Here is a 19,468-nt window from a genome sequence, read left to right as displayed (position 1 = left end):
CCGGTGACCAACAGCGTGCCGGGCGAGTTGCCCGGGGCGAGCCGGCCGGCGACGGTGATGTCGGCTGCGACCGAGCCGGTTCCAGACAGCGTCGCGCCCTGGTCCACCGAGAGGCTCGGCGTCGTCAGCGTGCCGCCGACCGACAGGGTGCCGCCGGAGACGGTGGAGGCCTTCTGGAAGGTCGCCGCGCTGGCCACCGTAAGGGTGCCGGCGCCGGTCTTCTCCAGGCCACCCTGGCTGGTGAAGTCGACGAGCCAGGTGGTGTCGGAGCCGCCCGCGCCGACCGTGTAGGTGCCGGTTCCGCTCATGCCGACGGGACCGACGGAAAGCGCCCGGTCGAGGCGGACGAGGCCCCAGCCGAAGATCGGGTCGACGCCCGGCGCGCCCAGGTCCTCGGCGGTGGTGAACAGGATGTGCACGATCTCCGCCGGCGTGAAGGTCGGGTAGGCCTCGATCAGGACGGCGATCGCCCCGGCCACGTTCGGTGCCGCCATCGAGGTGCCGGACTTGAAACCGTAGCTGTCCTCCGGAACGGTCGAGTAGATGCCGCGACCGCCTTCAGGCGGAGGAAAGCCGTAACCGTCCACGCCCCCGCCGGGCGCTGCAACACACCACTCGGCCGTTACGCCGCACTCTTCCGAGTAAAGAGCCAGCTCGTTGTAGGCGTCGAGCGCCACGACGACGACGATGCGGCCTCTGGCTTTACCGTCTGCCGCTTCCGCCGCGGCCAGCGCTTCGGCCGAGGTGAAGCTCAGGTCGAGCCCGGTCCCGTGGTCGTCGTAGACTTGGGTGCCGGAAACATTCGTGGCATTTGCGTTCTCGGGGCGAATGAACGGATAAAGACCGACTCCGTTGGGACTCTGGGCCGCCTCGGGCGAGTAGAAACGGTCGTTTCCGGCGGACATGACGACAATCTGGCCGGCGTCCAGGTTGCCACGGACCACCTGGGCCTGCCGGAGAATCGCTGCCTGTTCTCCCGCCCCGCCCAGATCCCAGGTGACGGTCCCGTCAGGCGTGGCTGGCCCGAAACTGCCGTTGATCACGCGAACGTCTGAGAACTGCGCAAGGTAAGCAAAAGCTGCCGATTCCGCGTCCGGGTAGGCAGAGGAATCATAGAGCTTATCACAGTCACCGTCGAATAACGAAGGCCCGCACGTCTCTATATTAGTAAAAGAGATGTATTCATCGTCATCTATTTCAATACGTCCGTTGCGAGTAATCGCTTTTAAAGCAATTACATTCGCGCCAGGCGCGACACCCTGCATGCCGAAACCATTCTGGCCAGCGGCAATAATGCCGGCAACGTGCGTACCATGACCATCTCGATCCTGAGAGTCGGTCGGCCCCTGATCGAAGGCGTCGCTCAACGCGGCTAGGGTGTCGTCATCATCGTCGCCATCGCCGTCGTCGTCGCCATCGAAGTCGTCGTCGTCGTCGTCGTCGAGACGTGATTCATCGAACCAGTAGAGGTAGCTCTTTGAGCGTGGGTCGATACGCCCGAGGAGTTCAGGATGCATGGTGCCGTCTGGCCGGATATCGATGCCGGTGTCGATCGTGCCTACGACAACACCCTTGCCAGTGAAGCCCAGGCTCAACGCTGTCTCAGCGCCGATTGCGTCGAGGCTGAAATTCCGATCGAACTCGCTGAGGCTGGTAATTGGAATGTCGGGGTTACCGCCGGGATAGGGCGTCGGATTTGCGAACGGTGCGGCAGGAGGCGCACCGGCGCTCTGGCCAGCCTGCAGCGAGACGGAGGCTGCGGGCCAGGTATCGGCAAGATTGCGGCCGGCTGAGATCGCCCGCTCGATGGAGGCCGCGAGGTCCGGGCGAAGGGCGATTGCGGCATCGGCGATTGCCCCGGAGCGCTGCGGGGTCAGTCGCGCATTCTCCACCACGCTCGCGATCAGCGACCGGTCGCCGAAGGCCGCAGCCTCGCTCAGGGCATCCCGGATGAAGGCGACGCCATGGTGGGTCGGCTCCGGTGCTGACTGGGCTGCGGCGCCCTGACTTCCCCCGGTCAGGCTGACCGCCAGCAGAGCTGCACCAATCACAGCGCGCACAGACACCATCAGAGCTGCCCTCCCAAGCCGGCTCTTCGTCACACTCCACGCGGATCTATGTCCGCGCGGCGAACCTCACACTGCCTGCGCAATTTTGAAGTGCAATGACATTTGATGTAGATTGCAGTGTCTGGAGCGGCGCATCTTCCACAGTGTTGCGGCTTGGCAACACCTGTCTTGCACAGGGTGCGCACAGCGTTAATTCATGTCCCGGCGTAAGCCGCGCGGTGCCCGTCAGTCACACTTTTCCGACACCCTAAGCCTGCAGCTGAAGGGATCAAGCCGGGACCGGTCTTGCGGATCGTTGCGCGATCCGAGGGTTGAATTATAGCGCGTAGGCCGCTTGCCGCGGATACGCATCAACCGGCCATTCCGGACAGCCCCATACTCGGGTTCCAGCGCAGCTTCATTGCAGAGTGCGCAGCGCGCGACGCCGGCCCGGCCTACCGACGCCGCGCGGCTGCACGCGGGCGCCACGATTTGGGTGCGGGGCTGTGTCCGGGCGGGCGACCCGGCCGAGAAACTGACGCCTCTGCTGGGATCGATCGAACGCGCGGGCCGCCTGATTGACGCGGTCGAGAGAACGGGCGCGAAGGCGGATAGAGCGCCGAAGGATGGCTTCCGCGTGGCGCGGTCCGACAACAGATCATGGTGCGGGCACGGTCAGCGATTTTTCGACCGGCGAAGCAGGGTTCGTTTGTCGGGTCACTGTCAGGCACCAGTCCAGAACCGCAGCACTATCGGGGGAAAGCGCTCGAAAGAGACCCGATGCGAACGCTTCGAACTCGGGTCGGTTCAGCCCGTTGACGCCGATCAGGACGGGGATGCCCGCGTCCAGGGCCGCCGAGATCACCGGCACGAAGCCCCGGCCCTGCGCCTCCCGCTTGCCGAACTTGTTGACGATCACGAGGTCCGGGCGGTTCGCGCGGATCGCCTCCTCCACGCGGACGACGGCTTCTTCCAGCGCGCCGTGATCCAGGTGGCAGCCGCGGGCCCCGGCTCCGCGGTCCTCGCTGATGCGGATCGTGCGGCCGGTGGAGAGGATCGACAGGTCCATCTCGCAGCGCGCGCGGTCCGTCCTCGGCATGTTCAACTGGACGACGCCGGCGAGCCGGAGGCCGCGCGCCGACAGGGTGCGGGCCGTCCGGGCCAGCAGCAGGTCGGTCCCGTGCGGGCTCTCCACCCGGACACTGGCGAGCCTCAGGTCAGCTTCGCCCCGGTCATGCCGCGTTCGATGGTGGTTCACGGCGCGCCCCTCCCGATGAGAAGGCGGGCCGGACGCCGAATTGGCGCGGCCCGCCTTCCAGACTGCGTGTCAGACGCTCAGGTCATGCCCTAGAGCGCGCTGTATTCCTTCGACTTGAAAGACAGATGGCCGACGCTGCGGGGGGCGTCGGCGATCTTGCGGATGTCGCCCCAGGTCTGCTTGTAGTTCGGGATGATCAGCTCGTTCACCCCCGCGTTGACCACGTTGCCCTGCACGCCGCTCGGGTAGGCGAACAGCATGAACGTCTCCCCGGGCCTGGCTGTCGGCGTCGGATAGACCATCGCCTGGGTCGCGCCGGCGTCGTTGTAGACCTCCACCAGGTCGCCCTCCTTCACGCCGAGCTCGTCCATGTCGGACGGATTCATCTCGATGTAGGGATAGGGCCAGCGATCGGTCACGAAGTCGTTCTCGTCGTCGAGATAGGCCGACTGCCAGACGATGTTCGCCCGGCCGTTGTTGATCAGATATTTGTAGGTGGCCCGCTGCTCCTCCTTGCCCGGGGCCTCCAGGCCCTGCCAGACGGCGACGCAGAAGCGGGCCCGACCGTCCTCGGTGCCGAACTGGCCGTCGGTGTAGAGCCGTTTCGTGCCGACGATCCTGCCGTCCTCGTAGCCGGTGGCCGGTTCCTGGAAGCCGTTGGTTCCCATCTCCCGGAGCCGGTCGTAGGTGACGTGCTCGCCGCCCGAGGCATGCTGGTGGTAGCCGTCCATGAAGACGTCTTCCTCGGTCTGCCAGTCGAACCCCTTGAACTGGTCGGCGTAGGCATCGTTGCCGGCATCCCGGATGACGCGCTCCAGGTTGTTGGCGATGCGGGCCGCGATGATGCCGTCGCCCAGCGCCTGGCCGGGCGGGTCCATGTAGCGCTCGGTGAGCCGCATCCGCCGCTCGCCGTTCATGGACGTCAGGTTGATCTCGCCGGAGGTCGCCGCCGGCAGGACGACATGACAGGCCTCGCCGATGCGGGTGGGGACGATATCCACGTCGACGGCAAACAGGCCGCCGTCGCGGATCGCGCCCATGATCGCCTCGACCATGGCCTCGCGATCGCCGTATGGCACCGCGTTCATGGCGTCCTTCACCTTGTCGGTGCGCTCCTTGTAGACCCGCTTGAACTCAAGGGCGTTCAGCGTCGTCTTGTAATGGTCGCAGCCCCAGATGTGGTGAACGCCGCCACCGCCCTCGAGAAGCAGCCGGTCCACGTAGGCGGAGGGCCGGCCGACATGGCCATCCGCCGGCCGGACATAGCCCTCCTGGTGACCGCCCAGGCGCACGCAGCCGCCGCCGGGGCGGCCGATGTTGCCGGTGGCGAGGGCGAGGTTCACGATCGCGCCGTTGGTCCGGTAGTTGTCGTTGCCCCAGATGAGACCCTTCTCGTAGCAGAACATGGTCCGCCGGCGGGCGTTGCCCTCCTTCGGCTTGGCGATCCACTCAGCCGCCTTGCGGATGTCGGCGGCGCTCACGCCGGTGATCTGCTCGGCCTCCTCCGGCGAGGTGCGGGTCGCCTCGAGCGCGGTGCGGAAGTCGGCGAGGTGCGCCGGCCGGCCCTTCACCGTCGGCTTGCGGGGCAGCATGTTGGCCTCGTCGGCGGCGCTGTCCGTGTCCTGCCCCGGCAGCGCCGTGTGGGCATCGATGAAGGCCTGATCGACCCAGCCCTGGTCGGCAACGTGGGTGAACAGCGCGTTCAGCAGCACCAGATCGGTGCCCGAATTCGGAGCCAGATGCAGGACATTCTCCTGCCCGGCCTCGACCTCGCAGGCGTTCACCGTGACGGTGCGGCGCGGATCGACGATGACGATCCGGCCGGGCGCGTGCGCCTCGCCCGGAAGCTCCTCTTCCTTCTTGCCCATTGAGCTTCCCCGGAGATTGGGGATCCAGTGGTTGAGGAAATAGTTGGTCTGGGCTTCCAGCGGGTTGGCGCCGAGAACGAAGATCGTGTCGGCGAGCTCGGCATCCTCGTAGGCGTTGTTCAGTTCGCCGATGCCCATGTCACGCGTCGCGTGCACCTCGGAATTGTAGGCCGGGCGGTTGTGAATGCGGATGTTCTTCACCTTCATGGCGCCGAAATAGAGCTTTCCGGTGCCCCAGGTGAACTCGTAGCCGCCGCCGGCGCCGCCGTGGTCGGCCGCGGAGACGAACAGCCCGTCCTCGCCCTGTTCCTCGATCACCTTGGCCGTCACCCGGGCGACGAGGTCCAGCGCGTCGTCCCAGCTGGTCGGCTGCATCTGGCCGTAACGCCAGACGAGGGGATCGGTGAGGCGCTGCTGCTGCGTCTGGCGGGCGTCGGAGTAGCTCATCTCGGCGATACGACCGCCGCGCGGCGAGGCCAGGCCGGAGTTCACCACGCAGTTGGGGTCGGGCTTGATGACCATGTGGACGTCCCGGCCGTCCTGCTTGACCATGTTGTACATGGACGGCGTGTACCAGGTCTCGCTGTCGGCATATTGCTGCTGGGCGAGGTCGGCGCCGAAGACGTTCTCCTGCGGGTCCGTGCCGCCCTGCTTGTTGGCCGGCCACGTGTAGGCCTGGTAGCCGCAGCCGACGATGCAGTAGTGGCAGACCACGTTGTGCGTCTTGGCGTCCGCGGGCGGGATCGGCAGGCGGTCGATGTTGCGCTTGTAGGCCATGATGATCCTCCCTCAGAGCACGTTGGACGTGCGGCCGTAGATCAGCTCGTCGACGCCTTCGGCGTAGATGTCGCCGCTGTCGTCGATCCGGAGCACGTACTGCGGCAGATTCTGCGTCGCCTGCCCCCAGGTCTGCATGCCGCCCTTCTCAGCATCGAAGCGCGAGTAGTGGCCGGGGCAGTTGAACGTCCGGTCGCCGGCCGAGTAGCTCAGCGGGTAGCCCTTGTGGGGGCAGATCATGGAGAAGCCGACGATGTCGCCGTCCGGACCGACGCCCTCCGCGACCCGCGTTCCCAGCTTCAGGAGCACGCCCTGCGCCTCGTCGTCGGGATAGGCCACGTAGAGCGGCTCGTTCTCGGTGAGCTCGCTGACGTTGGCCAGTCGGTTGGAGGGATAGTCGACGCGCGCCGATGCCGGGCGCGCCTTCGCCTGCTGGGGCATGACCGTTGCCGCTGCCGCTCCGGCGGCGGACAGGGCGCCGCCTCTCAGGAACTGGCGACGGCCAAGATCGACGATCTTTTCGCAAGGCATGGGTGGCTCCTCCCTTGTGTCGTTGTCGGAGGGCCTTTCTCATGAACCGTGCCAGACAGCATCATCATTGAAAAACAAGGGTTTTTGAGGATCTCGCGGCGTGAGGCGGGCGGCCGCCGTTCGCCGCTCCGGACATGCTGCGGCGCCGAAGGTTCAGGATTCCGAACGTTTTCCGTCGGACAGCTTCAGGCGCCGCATCTTCTCCCAGAGCGTGGTGCGGGAGACGCCGAGACGCTGCGCGGTTTCCGCGATCTGGCCACCGGTCGCTTCCAGGACCCGGGCGATCTGCCGCGCCTCGGCGGCATCGCGGACCGTGGACAGCGATTCGCTGTGCGGTTCGTCCTTCGCGGTCTCGTCGGGAAACAGGTCCGCCGGCTGCAGCGCCGGTCCCTGGGCAAGCGCCACGGCCCGCGTCACCCGGTTGCGCAGTTCGCGCGCGTTGCCCGGCCACTCGTGGGCGATGGCGGCTTCCTCGGCGAGCGGGGTGATCGACGGCGGCTCCATCCCCATGGTCTCCGCCGCATCGCGAGCGAAGCGCTGCAGCAGCCACGGGATGTCGTCAGGGCGCTTGCGCAGCGGCGGGATCTCGATCGCGATCGCGTTGAGGCGGTAGAGGAGATCCTGCCGGAAGCCGCCCGTCTTTGCCTCCGCCTCGACGTTGGCGTGGGTCGCCGAGACGATGCGGGCACGGAACGGGACCGGGTCCTCGCCGCCGATTCGGAAGAACAGCCGGTCCTCGATCAGCCGCAGCAGCTTGGCCTGCAGGCCGAGCGGCATGTCGCCGATCTCGTCGAGGAACAGCATGCCCTCGCGGGCGCGCTCGGCGAGGCCGAGATGGCGCTGATGGGCACCGCTGAACGATCCCTTCTCGTGGCCGAACAGTTCGCTCTCGAGCAGGTCGGCGGGGATCGCCGCGCAATTGACCGCCACAAACGGCTTGTCGGGCATGGAGAGGCTGTGGACGAAGCGGGCCGCGACCTCCTTGCCCACCCCGGTCTCGCCGGTCAGCAGCAGCGGCAGGCCGATGTCGGCGACCCGGCGCAGCAGGTTCTCCACCGCCTGCATCCCGGAGGACCGGCCGAGCACCGCGGCATCGCTGCGGTCGCGTCGGGGCCGGGCCTGATTGACGATCCGCTCCATGAACGAGGCGACGTCGAACGGTTTCATGACGTAGTCGCCGGCACCGCTGCGCATCAGCCGGACCGCCTGGTCGATGTCGCCGAAGGCGGTGACGAACAGGAAGGGCGGCGCCGGGGCGTTCAGGCTGGCGTCGCGGAACAGGTCCTCTCCGTCCATGTCGGGCAGGCGGATGTCGCAGACGACGAGGTCGAGCATGCTGGGAGCGGCGAGGATCTCGCTCAGCGCCTCGCCGCCGGTCTGCCACCAGCGGACGTCGTGCCCCTCGAGCGCGAGGCGCTGCACGAGCGATTCGCCCATGACGGGGTCGTCCTCCACCAGGCCGATCCGGATCGATTCATGCTGCATCGCTCAACCCCTCCCGTTGGGCCGGAATGATCATGCGAACCAGCGCGCCGCCCAGATCGCTGCGCTCGATCTCGATGCGGCCGCCGAGGCCGTCGATGTGGCGGCGGACGATCCACAGTCCGAGGCCGCCGCCCGTGCCGGCGCCCGGGCTGCCCACCAGCTGCTCGCGGGCCTCGGCGGGCATGCCGGGGCCCGAATCGCCCACCTCGATCATCAGGTTGCCGGCCTCGACCCAGGCCGCCGCCTCGATCCGGCCGGTCTCGCCGGCCGCGTTGCAGGCGTTGATCAGCACGTTCAGCACCAGTTGCCGCACCGGGGCGCCGGGCACGGCGAAGGCACCACCGACCGTGTTCGTCCAGTGGAAGTCGAGTCGCTTGCGGCGCACCTCCGGTCGGATCAGGAGGGCGAGGTCCTCCAGGTCGCCGGGGGCGAGCGGCCGCGTCGTCAGGCCGGGCCGATAGGTCGCCAGCGCAGCGCGCACCACGTCGCGGATGCCCACCAGTCCGCGCTCGACGATGGAGATGGCGGTGGTCCGCGCCGATGGCGTGTCGCCGTGCTGCTTGAGCGTGTCGAGCGCATTGAACAGGCCGCCGAGCGGGTTGTTGATCTCGTGGGCCATGCCGGAGGCCAGCCGCCCCAGCGCGGCGAGCCGCTCTTCCTCGGCCATGTGCATGGCCAGGGACCGGCGTTCGGTCTCCGCCTCGACCAGCGAGTTGTAGCTCTCGAAGAGCTGCCGGAAGTCGTTGCCCTGGGAAGGAAACCGCGAGCGCGGGATCGGCCGGACCTCGCCGGCACTGCCTTCCCTGAGATGATCGGAGAGGATGCGCACCGGACGCACCATCCGCCGCACCAGGAGATAGCCGGCCCCGGCGAGGATCAGCGTCAGCAGGGCATTCGACAGGATCAGCGTCGCGGTCACGTCCCGGCGCTCGGCGAGCAGGTGCGAGATGTCGAGCTTGGCGGTGATCGAACCGATCGTGCGGCCTTGATAGGTCAGCGTCCGGCGGACCAGCGCCCTGCCGCTGTCGGCCGCGATCGCCATGTCGCCGGGGGTGAGGCCGGCAAACTCGTCGGGCAGCGGCTTGCGCGAGGGCGCCGACCTCGGGTCGCTCGCCGCCAGCACGAGATCGTCGGCATCGCCGACCACGGTCAACAGCGGATGAAGCGCATCGTAGCGGTCGCGGGCGCGGTCGAGAACATCGAAGACCTCCCAGATGTCGCCGCGCAGCACGTGCGGCAGCAGCGAGGACGACAGACCGTCGAGATAGGCAGCCGCCAGCGAGCGCAGGTGGCGCTCCTGGGTGTCGATGAGCCGGGTAACGACCCGTTCCGAGGTGACCACGCTGACGGCGATCATCAGCAGCACGACCAGCGCCGGGACGCGCAGGGTGATCGGGATTCGCGACATGCGCTGCCAGATCATCATCCCTGCCGCTCCAGGGTTTCGACCTTGGCCAGGATCGAGGCGAACAGGGCGGGGCTGCCCTCGGTGAAGCCGTCGAGGCGAAGCAGGCGCAGCACCTCCCGGCCGGTCGGATCGGCGGCCATGTCGGCGAACGTCTGCCGCAGGACCGTCAGCCGCTCCGGCGTCATGCCGCGCAGCGGTGCGGCGATCGGCGGAAAGCCGAGCCATTCCGACCGGCGGACCACCTTGGTCTGGGCGGCCAGCTCCGGCTCGACCTCGCGCACCACCTCCCAAACATAGCCGTCGACGCTGCCGCTGTCGGCGAGGCCGGACCCCACCGCCCGGATCACGTTGCGGTGCCCGTAGGTGAAGAAGCTCTCGCGGAAAAAGCTGGCGGGCGTTTCGCCCCACTCCGCGAGCAGGGCGGACGTGACCAGGAAGCCGGAGTTGGAATCCGGGTCGGAGAAGGCATGGACCTCGTTGCGCAGCGCTCGCGCTTCGGTGACCGGCCGACCTGCGCCGACGATCAGATAGGACTGATAGAGCGGGCGGCCGCGCCAGAGCGGCACGCTGACGAGGCGCAGCTGGTCGGCAAACTTCACGAACGGGTAGCCGCAGATCCACGCCGCATCGAGCTGGCCGGAAATCAGCAGCGCCGTGATCTCCTGGTAGGTCCGCCGGGTGACCAGATCGACCGGCCGGCCCGTCGCCTTCCGCAGGTAGGCGCCGAGATGATCGCGCAGTTCCAGGTCGTTGTTGAGAAAGACCGGGGTCAGCCCGAAGCGCAGCGGCGGCGCGGCCACGGCGCGCGCGCGCCCGCTCAGCGCCAATGACGCTGCACCGGCCAGCACGTCCCGGCGGGAAGGCCGCCAGGCCTGCCGTCTCGGCGGCTTCTTTCGACCGCGCTCCAGCATTTCACTCCCCTTGGGGGGCCATACTAGGAGCACTCAGCGGTCCAGGAAAGAACCGTTCTAAACCTGTGGAGGCAACCGGCTCGCCGGTTGGTCCGACGCGTCAGAACCGCACCGACAGGCCGTAGGCAAAGAACGCGTAGAAGGCCGACACCGTGACCACCGAAACGAGGGCGTGGATGCCGAGCTCGCGCAGCGTCCAGGGCGTGTGACGGGCCAGGGCGCCTGCCGCCAGGAAGCCGAACACGCTCGCCGGATAGAAGCCGGCAAATCGGACCAGCAGCATCCAGCAGGCGACGACGGCGATCAGCCCGGCCGTGCGCCAGTTGGCCCGCGTCAGCGAGCGGATCGCGCTTGCCGGCACCTTCCGGATTGCCGTGCGCACGAGCAGCGCGGCGGCCAGGGCCAGCATGGCGAACGCGACCGCCCGCGGAAACACCGATCCGAAGAGGGAGAAGCCTGCGCTTTCCCGCAGAACGTAGAGGGCGAGCAGCGCGGAGGCGACGGCTACCAGCGCGCCTGGCCAGTCGTAGCGTTGGATCGGCGCTTCAGAGGGCTGCATTGGAGACGCTCCGGCTGGTGTTCGGCTTGCGCTTCTTGAAGGACAGGTAGACCGGCCAGAGGAGCCCCAGAACGATCAGCACGATGATGCCGATGGAGATCGGCCGGCCGAAGAAGACGGCGGGAATGTTGCCGGCCGCGTTGCCGATCAGCCAGGACTGGACGAAGCCCTGTTCGGCGATGGGGCCCAGAACCACGCCGAGCACGATCGGCGCGATGGCGAAGCCGGCCTTGGTCAGCACCCAGGCGACGAAGCCGAGCGACAGCATCATCAGCACGTCGGCGAAGCTGGCGTGGATCGCGTAGGTGCCGAGGATGGTCATCAGCAGGATGCCGGGGATCAGCGCGGTCTTCTGGATGTTGGCGATCAGGCGGAACGCGTAGCGCCCGACCAGAAGGCCGACCGGCAGCATGAGGATGGTGGCGATCAGCAGGCCGAAGATGAAGGTGTAGACGATGTCGCCGTGCTCGGCGAACAGGTTGGGTCCGATGCGCACGCCGTGGACCATCAGGGCCCCCAGGATGATCGCATCCGGCGGCGTGCCGGGAATGCCCAGCACGAGGGTCGGGATGAAGCCGCCACCGACGGTGCCGTTATTGGCGGCTTCGGAAGCCACGATGCCGCCCGGCTCGCCCTTGCCGTAGTCTTCCGGGTTCCGGGCGTTGCGCCGTGCCTCGGAATAGGCGAGCAGCGAACCGATGGCGCCTCCGGCGGCCGGCAGCGCACCGACCAGCGTCCCGATGCTGGCGCTGCGCACCAGGTTGACCTTCTGGCTGGCGAGGATCCCCACCGCCGCGCCGAGCTCCTCGCGGGCGCTCGCCGGCTCTTCGGGGACGTGCAGGTGATGGTCGCGCCGGGTGATCAGGTCCAGCACGACGGGAATGCAGAACAGGCCGATCAGCGCCACCACGACGTTGACGCCGCCGACCAGGGCCGGCTGGTCGAAGGTGAAGCGCATGTCGCCGCCGATCACTGCCGAGCCGACGAACGCGACAAGCAGTCCGAGGCAGGCGCCCAGCAGCCCCTTCAGCAACTGCCCCTCCGACAGCGAGGCGACGAGCGCCAGCCCGAGCACTGCCAGCCAGAAATATTCAGGCGGACCGAAGGCCAGCGCCACGCGCGCCAGCGGCGGCGACAGCAGCAGGAGGACGATGACGGAGAACACCCCGCCGAACACCGAGGCCAGGGTGGCGATGTTGACGGCCAACTGCCCCTGGCCGCGCTTGGCCATTGGAAAGCCGTCGAACGTGGTCGCGATGGACGACGGCGTGCCGGGGGTGTTGACCAGGATGGCCGCGAAGCAGCCGCCGTAGATGGCGCCCATGTAGATGCCGGCCAGCGTGATGAGCGCCGCCTCGGGAGCCATGGTGAAGGTGAAGGGCGTGAGGACCGCGATGGCCATGGTCGCGGTCAGCCCGGGGATGGCGCCGATGACGACACCGGCCACCACGCTCACGATCGCCAGGAAGAGATTCAGCGGCGTGAGCGCACTGAGAACGAAATCCAACATCTGCAGCGTTTCCCCGGGCCATTCCCCTTCTTGTTGTCGGCTGAGCCTACTGGTTCAGACCCAGCAGTTCGGCCACGTGCTCGTAGTTCTCCGACAGGCCGGCCAGATAAGCGTCCATCTCGGAATAGGGCACGTTGAGAAGGACATAGCCGGCCTCCTCCATCATCTTCTGCATCTCCGGATCGCGGTTGATCTCCGCAAACACGTCGGACATCTGCTGACGGGTCTCTTCCGGCGTGTCGGCCGGAACGATCACGCCGCGGCGGGCGCCGTCGACCAGATCGATGCCCTTTTCCTTGAAGGTCGGCACGTCGGGGAACAGCGGGTGGCGCTCGTCCATCGCGACGGCCAGCATCCGCACCTCGTCGCCCTGGTTCACGCCCACCGTGGTGAAGCCCCACTGGGCCTGGACCTGGTTGCCGAGAAGCGCCGCGCTCACCGCCGAGGTGCCGGAGAAGGGGATGTAGGTGGTGGTGATGCCGGCGGCGGCGTCGAACGCCACCTGGGCGACGTTGGGGGCGGAGTTGGTACCGGTGCCGCCCACGGTGATGGCGCCCGGCTGAGCCTTCGCCTTGGCGATGTAGTCCTCGAGGGTTTCGATCGGGCTGTCGGCCGGCACGATAAGCGCGAACGGCGTGATCTGGTAGATGTAGACAACGTTGATGTCGTCGGTCTCGTAGCCGACATTGCCGCCCTGCGGCTGCAGGAAGATGTGCGGCGTGTTCACGCCCATGATCGTCGAGCCGTCAGCCGGCAACGAATTGATCTGGGACCAGCCAGCGGCGCCGCCGGCGCCGACGATGTAGTCGAACATGAACTTCTTGCCGGTGATCTTGGCGAAGAAGGGTTCCTGCATGCGTGCCGTGACATCCGATTCGCCGCCCGGATTGAACGGAATGATGTAGGTCACGTCCTGGTCGGGCCAGTCGGCCGCCATGGCGGGCCCGGAAAAGGCAGCCGCCAGACCGAAGGCTGCAGCGCACGTCATTTTCGTCAGCGTTTTCATGAAGTTCCTCCCTTGCGTCTTGACGCGGTTTACTTGGTTTTCTGCGCCAGAAGATCGAAATCGAGCTTGATGTAGTCGCCCCGGTAGACGATCTCGGCGAAGTAGATTGCGCGGCCGCTGTCATCGGCCATCACGCGTTTGACCACGGCCACGGGCGCACCGATCTCGATGCCCAGATGATCGGCGTTCTCGATGTCGCAGCGGGTGATCACGAGGCTCTGGCGAGCCGACCCGACGGACGTCTTTCCCTCGTCCCAGAGACGCGGAATCACCTGCATGGCCAGCTTGGTGTCGAAGTCCTCCGGCGCGGCGGCGTAGAGGTCGTCGGCGATGTGCAGGCTGATGACGCAGAACGGCCGGTCGCTGTGGGAATGCACCCGCTTCAAATGGCGATAGCGCCCGGCCAGCCGGCCGTCGCTTTCGGCGACCGCGGGCGGGCTCCTCACATATCCCTTCTCCAGGATCTCGATCGTTGTCCCTTCAAGGGTGGACATCAGGCTCGCCCAGTCGGTTCCGACGCGCAGCCAGCGCTGGTCGGGCACCGTGGTCGCCACGAACGTTCCTTTCCCCTGTTTGCCCCAGACCAGGCCCTCGTCCTTCAAGAGCGCGATGGCCTGGCGCGCGGTCACCCGGGCGATACCAAACTCGGCCTGCAGCGCTTCGAGATTGGGCAGGCGGTCTCCGGGGCCCCATTCGCCGGACGAGATCCGCTCCTTCAGGAGCGACGCCACCTGAGCGTAGATCGGCGCCTTGCTGCGGGAGAACGTGGTGAGGGGATCCATGCTCGCGGCCTGCGATCGGTTGCCATTGTCTAACTAAGGTCCTAATGTTAGGACGTTATGAAGTTAGGGTCAACACGAGGAAGAAATCAAACCGATGTCCAGCTTCATGGAGGACGGACTGGTCGCGAGCGATCCCTTGCTTCCGCATGCGGAAGGCCCCGGTCCAGGCACGCCGCTGGCGATTGCGCGCGTCGAAACCTTCGTCTTCCGCTATCCGCTCGCTTCACCAGTGGTCACGTCGTTCGGCATCATGCGCGATCGGCCCGCCGTCCTCGTCAGGGTGGAAGACCGCGACGGGGCCTTCGGATGGGGCGAGGTCTGGTGCAATTTCCCGTCCTGCGGCGCCGAGCATCGCGCTCGGCTCGTTGAATCGGAAATCGCACCGCGACTCCTGGCGCAATCGTTCGACGGGCCGGCTGCCGCCAGCCGCGCGCTGGAAGCCGGACTCCGGGTCCTGACGCTGCAGACGGGTGAGTGGGGCAGCTTCGCGCAGTGCCTGGCCGGCATCGACATCGCGCTGTGGGATCTGGCGGCGCGGAAGCAGGGCGTGGTCCTGGCCGACCTGCTGGCCGGCGGCCGCGCCGCCCGATCGGTCCCCGCCTACGCCAGCGGCATCAACCGGAAGGATGCCGACAGCCTCGTTCCGGCCATGCGCGAGAAGGGCTACGGGGCGTTCAAGGTCAAGATCGGACTGGGCGTCGACGGTGACGTGGCGGTGCTCGCCTCCGTGGCCGACGGCCTTCGGGCCGGCGAGGCGATGATGGCCGATGCGAACCAGGCCTGGGACCTGGCCTCGGCACTCGCGTTTGCCGAGCGCGCCGCGGGGCTGCCGCTGACATGGCTGGAAGAGCCGCTCGCCGCAGACAGGCCCGTTGGCGAGTGGGCCAGGCTGGCGGAGGCCGCATCCGTCCCGATTGCTGCCGGCGAGAATCTTCGCGGGCTCGAGGCCTTCGAGGCCGCGGCCGGATGCGGCGCCTTTGCCGTGCTGCAGCCGGACCTGTGCAAGTGGGGCGGCTTTTCGGGGACCCTGCCGGTGGCTCGGGCCATCCTGGCTGCGGGCCGCCGCTACTGCCCCCACTTCCTCGGCGCCGGGCTCGGCCTGATGGCCTCCGCTCACCTGCTGGCCGCCGTCGGCGGCGACGGCATGCTGGAAATCGACGTCAACGCCAATCCCCTGCGTGACCGCCTCGCGGAACCGCTTCCCGCCGTGGGCGCGGATGGCACATTCGCCCTCTCAGACGCGCCCGGGCTGCAGGTCGTTCCGAACCTGGCGGAAACCGGCACCTGGCTGGTGGCGCATAGCGACAGCCGGTAGGCGGCGGGGCTCCAACCTTTGTGGCGCGCACCACCGGGCTCATGGCGCGGCGGCGGGGAACAGGCCTGAGAAGAGGCCGCCAAACACGACCAGGATAAGACCGGCCGCTGGCCAGACCTCGCCCAAAGCGGCCAACCTGTCGCCCCAGCCGTGACGTGCGCCCCCCGGCATCCGGTCGGGCGCGCTTATCCAGGCGGCCATGACAACTGCCCGCTACGACGGCCGCGCCAGCACGAAGTCGTGCTCGACCTCCCAGAACCAGCCCTCGTCGAAACCGTAGCCGGCGGCGCGGTCCGCATCCTCGACCCGCTTGAACTCGGCCAGCAGGCTTTCCTTCACGCCGAACACGGCGTCGGATTCGATGTAGCGGTCGTCCGGATCGAAGATGTGGGTGGTCAGCGTCTCGAAGCCGGACGCGGAGATGATGTAGTGCAGGTGTGCCGGCCGGTAGGGATGGCGACCCAGCGCTGCGAGAAGCTGGCCGACCGGCCCGTCATCCGGGATCGGGTAGAATTTCGGCTTCACCGCCTTGAACCAGTAGCTGCCATCACCGCCCGTGCGGAACACGCCGCGCAGGTTGAAGTCGGGCTGCAATCCCTTCTGCTGCACGTCATAGAAGCCCTCGTCGTTGGCCTGCCAGACATCGATCTTGGCATCGGCGATGGGCCTGCCCTCGGTATCGAGGATCCGGCCGGAGACGACCATGTCCTCGCCCTTGGCGTCGAGGCAGATGTTGGCGCCCATCTCGAGTTCCGGCGCGCCGTCCACGTGGAAGGGCCCGAGAACGGTGCTTTCCGACGCGCCCGACGGTTTCCGGTTGTTGATGGCGTCCACCAGCATGGACACGCCCAGCACGTCGGACAGGAGGATGAACTCCTGGCGCCATTCGTTGCAGGTGTGGCCGGTGCGGGTGAGAAACTGGATCGCCTCGAACCACTCCTGCTGGGTCGGCTCGATCTCCTTCACAGCCTCGTGCAGCTTGCGAGTGACGACCTCCATGATCTCCTTGAGCCGCTCGTCGGCGGCCGTCCTGTTGCGGCCGGTGACGACGTCCACCGAATTCTCCTCGGTGAAGAAGCCCTTCTCGTGCGCTTCCATCGGTGGTCTCCTCACTTGTCCAGAACGGCGCGAAGCACGCGCTCGAGTGCGCCGGCGGGATCGTCGGCCAGACGCTCCGAGCGCCAGGCTACATGGTGGTCGGGCCTGACCAGGAGGACGCCGCTGTCGGAAATCTCGCGGGCGCGGGCCCAGTCGCCGTAGTGATCCTGCCAGGCGCAGCGCGGGCCGATGACGTGGCAGACGATCTCGATGCCGAGCGCGCGACCGACCCGCTCGGCCGCCTCGCACCACGCCTCGCCACCGATGCCGGTGAGCAGCGTCAGCCTCCCGTGCCCGCAGAGATCGAGGGTCGAGGCCTTGGCCCCGGCCTCGTCGAAGACCCAGGCATGGGGAAGCCGCGCGCCGGGCCAGGTGGTCTGCTCGAAATGGAGCTCTGGATCGCCCGAGAAGGCCGGCTCCTCCTGACCGTCGGTGACGGCGGCGGTTGAGCGGTAGCGGTGGTTCATCTCCACGCCGTGGGCGTCGAACTCGTAGACCTTGGCGGCGATCGCCTCGCGCAGAGCGCGGCGCTGATCCTCCGCCTCCGGAGAGCCCTCGCAGCGCCGGTCCATGTTCTCCTGCATTTTCACCGGGTCGACGGAATCCAGCAGACCGAGCGACTGGAAGATCGGACCGAACTCGTCGATGGACTTGTTGGCCCGGGTGACGATCTGCTTCGCGATCGGTGCGCGCTCGGCGTCGTAGCTCTCGAGAAGACCGGGCCCGGCCCAGCCCTTCAGGACGAAGGCGAGCTTCCAGGCAAGATTGAAGCCGTCCTGGATGGAAGTGTTGGAGCCCAGACCGTTGGAGGGCGGATGCCGGTGGGTGGCGTCCCCCATGCAGAAGACACGGCCCTTCGACATCTCGGTGGCGTACATGTTGTTGACGGTCCAGGTGCTGGCATCGACCAGTTCGATCTCAAGCTCGGGATCGCCGACCAGGCTGCGCGCCACCTGGGTGGCGAAGGCCTCGTCCACCACCGGCGGCGGCTGCGTGATGTCGTAGCCCCAGTTGATCAGCCACTGGCTCCACGGCCGGATCATCCGCACCAGTCCCATGCCGATGCCGCCGACTTCGGCGCCCGGCTGCAGCACCCAGTAGAGCACCGAGGGACGGTGGGCGACATAGCGCGACAGGTCGGCGTTGAAGATGATGTTCATCGAGCCGGCGACGCCCATCCGGCCTTCCATCTTCAGGCCGAGATCCTCGGCGACCTTGGAGTTGCCGCCGTCGGCGCCGACCAGATATTTCGAGCGGACGGTGAACTCCCGACCGCTGAGCCGGTCGCGACAGGTGGTCGTGACCCCCTCTTCATCCTGCTCGTGAGAGAGATATTCCGTCGACATGCGCGCCTGGGTGCCGCGCGAGCAGGCGGTCTTGAACAGGACCGGCTCCATGAAGGTCTGCGGGCAGTCGTTCATGTGCGCCGGAGAGGTCAACGTGTGCTCGGCGCGGGAGGTCGGGTGCGTGCCCCAGGTCCTGAGCCGGCCAAGTTCCTCGCCGACAAGCGATTCACAGAAGACGTTCTCGCCCATCAGGTCCTGCTCGGTGGCGAACAGATAGGCCTCGGCCTCCACCTCGCGGCCGAGATCGCGCAGCACTTCCATGGTGCGCTGATTGGTAATGTGGGCGCGCGGCGTGTTGGCGAGCCAGCGGTAGCGGTTGATCGCCATGTTCTCCACGCCGTAGCTCGACAGGAGCGCGGCGGTGGCCGATCCGGCGGGTCCGGTGCCAACGATCAGGACGTCGGTGGTGATGTCAGCCATCGGGGCCTCCTCCTTCTTGTACGCGCGGGCGGTCGAGCCACCCGCTTGATGGGGTCCGGCCTGGCAGCCGGATCAGTCCGTGTCCGGCGTTTGCGGATCGTCGTCGATCACCAGGCGGCGACGGATCGGGAACAGTTCGATCCCAGTCCGGTCGCTGATGAACCCCCAGATGCCGCGCGGCGCGAACAGCATCACGACGATGCCGATCAGCCCGAGGACGAGCAGGTACCAGCTGCCGTAGTCGGCCAGCGCGTTCTGCAACAGGAAGAACACCAGGACCCCGATGATGGGCCCTTCCAGGGTGCCGATGCCGCCGATGACGACGATGAAAATGACGTAGGCCGTCCAGTCGATGACGGAGAAGGCGGCGTCGGGCGAGATGCGGGCCGTCTGAACGTAGATGAGCGCGCCGCACAGCCCGGTGCCAAAGGCCGCGACCAGGTAGACAAGGTGCTTCATGCGGTTGCCGTCGACACCCACCGCCCCCGCGGCGGAGGCATCGTCGCGCACGGCCGCCAGCCCAAGACCGCGCCGCGAGCGCAGCAGGCGGTAAATGAAGGCGATGGTCGCGACCGCCAGCGCAAGCGCAAGCCAGTAGGTTACCACGTCGCCGGCGGCAGACGACTTGAGCCCGAGCCAGTCCTTCAGTTGCTCCACGCCGATCATGTCGCGGGTGGCGCTGCGCGGCAGCGAGGTGCCGGTCCCCCCGCCGAGCGTCTGCCACTGGGCAACCACCAGGCGGACCACCTCGGCGATGACCCAGGTGCCGATGGCGAAATAGGCCCCCTCCAGGCGGAACACGAAGAAGGCGGTGGGGATGGCGAGCAGCACCGCCGCGATGCCGCCGACGAGGATCGCCACCACCGGATCCAGCCCGGCCAGCGAAACGGCAGCGAACATGGCGTAGGCACCGAAGCCCACGAACGCCTGCTGACCGACGGAGACGAGGCCGGCATAGCCGGCGAGCAGGTTCCAGAACTGCGCGAGCACCAGCATCGTCAGGATGAAGAAGAGATCCTGCACCGTGCCGCGAGAGACGAACAACGGCGCGGCGGCGGCGGCAACGACGAGCAAAAGGGCGATGACGAGCGAGACGCGCGAGGCAGTGGTCTGGGTGGTTACCCGGTAGCGCGGTGAGACCGGCAT

The 19,468-nt window shown here is 67.4% G+C and carries 15 protein-coding genes; 1 reads left to right on the top strand and 14 read right to left on the bottom strand.

Annotated elements, in window-relative coordinates; translation table 11 throughout:
* The 11 genes from C507_RS0117925 to C507_RS0117875 form a co-directional block, all read right to left on the bottom strand.
* On the bottom strand, positions 1 to 2,069 hold a 2,069-nt coding region (locus C507_RS0117925), incomplete at its 3' end, for a S8 family serine peptidase (RefSeq protein WP_018701106.1).
* Between the two features lie 637 nt (positions 2,070 to 2,706).
* A complete protein-coding gene (locus tag C507_RS21915) occupies positions 2,707 to 3,306 on the bottom strand; it encodes a DUF2478 domain-containing protein (protein ID WP_210162148.1) in 600 nt (199 codons plus the stop codon).
* A gap of 89 nt (positions 3,307 to 3,395) precedes the next feature.
* Positions 3,396 to 5,951 carry an arsenate reductase (azurin) large subunit gene (locus C507_RS0117915; RefSeq protein WP_018701104.1) on the bottom strand — a complete coding sequence of 852 codons (2,556 nt, stop codon included), beginning with the start codon at positions 5,949 to 5,951 and terminating at the stop codon, positions 3,396 to 3,398.
* 12 nt (positions 5,952 to 5,963) lie between these two features.
* Complete coding sequence (locus tag C507_RS0117910) at positions 5,964 to 6,482, bottom strand: arsenate reductase (azurin) small subunit (RefSeq protein ID WP_018701103.1); 519 nt, start codon at positions 6,480 to 6,482, stop codon at positions 5,964 to 5,966.
* A 153-nt stretch (positions 6,483 to 6,635) separates the two neighbouring features.
* Positions 6,636 to 7,967 carry a sigma-54-dependent transcriptional regulator gene (locus C507_RS0117905; protein WP_018701102.1) on the bottom strand — a complete coding sequence of 444 codons (1,332 nt, stop codon included), beginning with the start codon at positions 7,965 to 7,967 and terminating at the stop codon, positions 6,636 to 6,638.
* On the bottom strand, positions 7,957 to 9,393 hold the full coding sequence (locus C507_RS0117900) for a sensor histidine kinase (RefSeq protein WP_018701101.1): 1,437 nt from the start codon (positions 9,391 to 9,393) through the stop codon (positions 7,957 to 7,959). Before C507_RS0117900 ends, C507_RS0117905 begins: the two co-directional genes overlap by 11 nt.
* Positions 9,390 to 10,286, bottom strand: a complete 897-nt coding sequence (locus tag C507_RS0117895) for a substrate-binding domain-containing protein (RefSeq protein ID WP_018701100.1) — start codon at positions 10,284 to 10,286, stop codon at positions 9,390 to 9,392. The genes C507_RS0117900 and C507_RS0117895 overlap by 4 nt, the downstream gene beginning before the upstream one ends.
* Positions 10,287 to 10,386: 100 nt before the next feature.
* Positions 10,387 to 10,845 carry a tripartite tricarboxylate transporter TctB family protein gene (locus C507_RS0117890; RefSeq protein WP_018701099.1) on the bottom strand — a complete coding sequence of 153 codons (459 nt, stop codon included), beginning with the start codon at positions 10,843 to 10,845 and terminating at the stop codon, positions 10,387 to 10,389.
* Entirely contained in the window at positions 10,832 to 12,355 is a 1,524-nt protein-coding gene (locus C507_RS0117885; RefSeq protein WP_018701098.1) for a tripartite tricarboxylate transporter permease, read from the bottom strand. The genes C507_RS0117890 and C507_RS0117885 overlap by 14 nt, the downstream gene beginning before the upstream one ends.
* A 46-nt stretch (positions 12,356 to 12,401) precedes the next feature.
* Complete coding sequence (locus C507_RS0117880) at positions 12,402 to 13,361, bottom strand: tripartite tricarboxylate transporter substrate binding protein (protein ID WP_018701097.1); 960 nt, start codon at positions 13,359 to 13,361, stop codon at positions 12,402 to 12,404.
* Between the two features lie 29 nt (positions 13,362 to 13,390).
* On the bottom strand, positions 13,391 to 14,143 hold the full coding sequence (locus C507_RS0117875) for a GntR family transcriptional regulator (protein ID WP_018701096.1): 753 nt from the start codon (positions 14,141 to 14,143) through the stop codon (positions 13,391 to 13,393).
* Between the two features lie 94 nt (positions 14,144 to 14,237).
* Between C507_RS0117875 and C507_RS0117870 the strand changes: the two genes are divergently transcribed.
* A complete protein-coding gene (locus C507_RS0117870) occupies positions 14,238 to 15,458 on the top strand; it encodes a mandelate racemase/muconate lactonizing enzyme family protein (RefSeq protein ID WP_018701095.1) in 1,221 nt (406 codons plus the stop codon).
* Positions 15,459 to 15,671: 213 nt separating this feature from the next.
* Here C507_RS0117870 and C507_RS0117865 read toward each other — a convergent pair whose 3' ends face one another.
* The 3 genes from C507_RS0117865 to C507_RS0117855 all read right to left on the bottom strand — a co-directional run bounded on the left by C507_RS0117865 (position 15,672) and on the right by C507_RS0117855 (position 19,468).
* Positions 15,672 to 16,556, bottom strand: coding sequence for an intradiol ring-cleavage dioxygenase (locus C507_RS0117865; RefSeq protein ID WP_018701094.1), 885 nt, complete (start codon positions 16,554 to 16,556; stop codon positions 15,672 to 15,674).
* 11 nt (positions 16,557 to 16,567) lie between these two features.
* A complete protein-coding gene (locus C507_RS0117860) occupies positions 16,568 to 18,322 on the bottom strand; it encodes an FAD-dependent oxidoreductase (RefSeq protein ID WP_018701093.1) in 1,755 nt (584 codons plus the stop codon).
* A gap of 72 nt (positions 18,323 to 18,394) precedes the next feature.
* On the bottom strand, positions 18,395 to 19,468 hold the full coding sequence (locus C507_RS0117855; protein ID WP_018701092.1) for a branched-chain amino acid ABC transporter permease: 1,074 nt from the start codon (positions 19,466 to 19,468) through the stop codon (positions 18,395 to 18,397).

This window comes from Amorphus coralli DSM 19760 (assembly GCF_000374525.1).
GTDB classification, from domain to species: domain Bacteria; phylum Pseudomonadota; class Alphaproteobacteria; order Rhizobiales; family Amorphaceae; genus Amorphus; species Amorphus coralli.
Note: the sequence above shows the minus strand (reverse complement) of the source record. Positions and strands in the feature narration are given on the sequence as shown.